Annotated in this window: 3 protein-coding genes and 1 pseudogene; all 4 read left to right on the forward strand. The window is 59.3% G+C overall.

Annotated elements, in window-relative coordinates; all coding sequences use genetic code 11:
- A partial coding sequence (locus AX729_RS33170) for a porin (RefSeq protein ID WP_197433735.1) occupies positions 1-934 on the forward strand: 934 nt, incomplete at its 5' end.
- 86 nt (positions 935-1,020) lie between these two features.
- Positions 1,021-1,509, forward strand: a complete 489-nt coding sequence (locus AX729_RS33175; RefSeq protein WP_197433736.1) for a MarR family winged helix-turn-helix transcriptional regulator — start codon at positions 1,021-1,023, stop codon at positions 1,507-1,509.
- Positions 1,510-1,532: 23 nt separating this feature from the next.
- Positions 1,533-1,868: a hypothetical protein gene (locus AX729_RS33180; protein WP_061028335.1), complete on the forward strand. Its 336-nt coding sequence runs from the start codon at positions 1,533-1,535 to the stop codon at positions 1,866-1,868.
- Between the two features lie 243 nt (positions 1,869-2,111).
- Positions 2,112-3,158 (forward strand): annotated as a pseudogene (locus AX729_RS33185) (IS5 family transposase); the annotation flags it as partial.
- Positions 3,159-3,199: the final 41 nt, after the last annotated feature.

The following is a 3,199-nucleotide window of genomic DNA, read 5'->3' on the forward strand; positions in this document are numbered from 1 at the left end:
CGGCACGGTCACTGGCGTCAACCAGTTCACCTACACCGCTGACTTCGGTCAGGGCGTGACGGCGTCGTTTTCGGCACAGGACCAAGTGGCTTACTATCAGGCTGGCGTCAATAACCTTGGGGTGCCAGGCACGTTCGGCTATGGCACCAGTGACTACGGTGGAGCCGTTGCTCCCGACCTAGTCGCCATGGTTCGTGTTGATCAGGCTTGGGGTCTGTTCCAGGCGTCGGTCGCTGCGCACAACAACCATGTTGCTTACTACACTGGCGCTGGCGAGCCCTCCGGTCATCCGACCGACAAGTGGGGCTGGGCTGCCCAGTTGGCCTTGTCGATCAAGAACATCCCGACCGGTGCGGGCGACACGATCAACGTCCAGGGCGTCTACACCAACGGCGCGACCCGCTACAACATTCAGGATCTGGCAGGTGCGGCCGGTGCGGCCACGGTTTATGGCAGCACGGGCTTGGCCGGAGCCTACCAGAGCCTTGGCATTGGGTTTGCGCCCGACTCGGTGTTCGCAGTGGGCGGTGAACAGCAATTGGTCACCACTTGGGGTATGCGCGGTGCGTACACCCACAACTGGGATCCATACTGGAACACGGCCATCTACGGCGCTTACGCTGCTGTCTCGTTCAACAGCACGGCCAAGACTTTGATGTGCGGTGCAGGTGGTACCGTCGTGACCGCGCTCGGTGCCGGTCTCACCAGCTGCAACCCCGACTACAACATCGCCCAGCTTGGTTTGATCACTCGGTGGACTCCAGTCAAGAACCTGACGTTCTCAGCTGACTTTACCTACACCCGCCTGGATCAGAAGTACGCAGGCACCACGGGTGCCGGGGCCAGCGCGACAGTTGCCAAGCCTGTCGCTGCTTACCAGCTCAAGGATCAGGACACGTACCAGATGTTGATCCGCGCTCAGCGCAACTGGTAAGTTCGGTCTAACGACCTAACCTCCAAGAGCTCTCGGCGGGAAACTGCCGGGGGTTTCTTGCATTCTTCAGAGCAATGGCGGAAATTATGGCTCACGATCAGTCTGACCCTCGAGGAACAGAGGTTGTCGGACAAATCGTTCGAGTGGTGAGGTCGCTCGATTGCTCAATCTCAGAGGTGCAAGCTGTTTGGGCGAGCAAACTTAAGCTGACCGTTCCGCAATGGAACATCCTTGTGATCATTGCAGAGGCTCACGAGCAAGGCGGCCTCCCGGTCAAGTCCGTTGCTGAAGCCTTGCGGGTAAATCCCTCGTTCATCGTGCACCAATCAAGACCGTTGGAAGACCTCGGTTTCATCCGAAGAAAAGGTTCGAGTACCGATAAGAGGGTTGTGTACCTTTCTATTACGCCGAAGGGGCTAAAAGAGCTTAACGGTTTGACCAAGAGTAGAGACGCTGTAGGTGCCGCAATCAAGAAAAAAATGGGGGAGGCGGCCACGTTACATACGGTGGAGCTACTGCAGCAGCTAAACCGTTGTTTTGAACGTTGTCGTCTCAGGTTGCAGATTGAGGATTAGAGCGCAGCTTGGACCTTGGTCACATGATCATCTTTCCCTTCGGTTTCTACATCTTGGATGGTAAGCGGCTGATCCATTTGGGTAACGACTTGGAAGCGCGAAAAGCCAGCACTGCTTGGCTGGAGGCGAATAATAACGGCCGTTTGCGCTCTGACGTAATCGCTGGAGCGCAACTCCTAACCAGGTTCTTGGGCTTTGATCAGAGCGGCCGGTCTGCGGCGATGAATTATGCGTTGCTTTTGTTCGAAACAGCCCTTTCCGATGATGGGAAAATAACACGATGCCGGCTATACAGCGATTACGATGCTGCACTCGCCGGGCACGCGGAATTGTTCGACATCAGCAGAAGATTGCACTGACTACAGGTGGAGGAGCGAACCTCATCGGGCATCGTCAATCACCCAAGCCGCCAGTCGGGATTGGTGACGACGGCCTTGAGGTAACCAGTCGTCCGTGAAGAACCCCCAAGCCGTTGATTTGGAATCTGGAAACGGCATTATTCCGCAACTGGATTTGCCGGAAACTGGGCCTTTGGAGCGGGATTCCTTGCAAACTTGATTTGTGATTCACTCGCCCCAGAACCGGCATTGGCGGGGAATTCGATGCGACCACCAGAGCGTCGCGAGACGGGAGAGCAGGATCTGTTCCGCTCCCGGCTCGATCAGATCATCGACATGAAACATCCGCTGGTGACGCTTGGGCGCACCGTGGACTGGGGCTTTCTGGAGCAGCGGTTCGGCGAGGTTTACGACGACGACCCCGGCCGGCCGCCGCTGCCGACGCGTCTGATGGCGGGGCTGGCGATCCTCAAGCACACATACGACCTGTCCGACGAAGTTCTGTGCGAGCGGTGGGTCGAGAATCCCTATTACCAACACTTCTGCGGCGAGGAGTTCTTCCAGCACCGGCTGGTGTTCGATCGCTCGTCGCTGACGCGCTGGCGCAACCGCATGGGCGAGGAGCGGCTGGCGGCGCTGATCCAGGAGAGCCTGTCGGTTGCCGTCAAGACCAAGGCAATCAAGCCGTCCGAGTTGTCGCGAGTGATCGTCGACACCACGGTTCAGCCCAAGAACGTGACGTTCCCCACCGATGCAAAGCTTCTGAACCGGGCGCGCGAGAAGCTGGTGCGGTTGGCGCAGCGCCATAGCGTGGCCTTGCGCCAGTCCTATGCGCGGGTAGGCAAGTTCGCCCTGATCAAGCACCAGCGCTATGCCCACGCCAAGCAGTTCAAGCGCGCCAGGCGGGCGCTCAAGACGCTGCGGACCTATCTGGGCCGCGTGATCCGCGACATCGGCCGCAAGATCGAGGGCAACAGCGGGCTCGAAGCGGCGTTTGCAAAGCTGCTGGCGCTGGCGCGGCGTGTGCGTGAGCAGCAGCAGCGTCAACGCGGGCCGAAGGTCTATTCCCTGCACGCGCCGGAGGTCGAGTGCATCGGCAAGGGGAAGGCTCACAAGCCTTACGAGTTCGGCGTCAAAGTCTCCGTCGCCACCACGATCGGCCACGCCAAGGGCGGCCAGTTCGTCACCCATGTGAAGGCGCTACCCGGCAATCCCTACGACGGTCACACGCTGGCCACCGTGATCCCGGACATGGAGGCGCTCATCGGCAACATCATCGCGCGCCTCCTCGCCGACAGGAGCTATGCGGGAAAGTGGGTGATGACGGGTTGAGAGAGGCGGCGTATCGAGGC

The organism is Bradyrhizobium sp. CCH5-F6 (genome assembly GCF_001556045.1).
GTDB lineage: Bacteria > Pseudomonadota > Alphaproteobacteria > Rhizobiales > Xanthobacteraceae > Bradyrhizobium.

Excerpts from the sequence above, each read along its gene's own strand:
- AX729_RS33175 (WP_197433736.1), top strand. The coding sequence starts at position 1,021 with ATGGCTCACGATCAGTCTGACCCTCGAGGAACAGAGGTTGTCGGACAA.
- AX729_RS33180 (WP_061028335.1), top strand. The coding sequence starts at position 1,533 with ATGATCATCTTTCCCTTCGGTTTCTACATCTTGGATGGTAAGCGGCTG.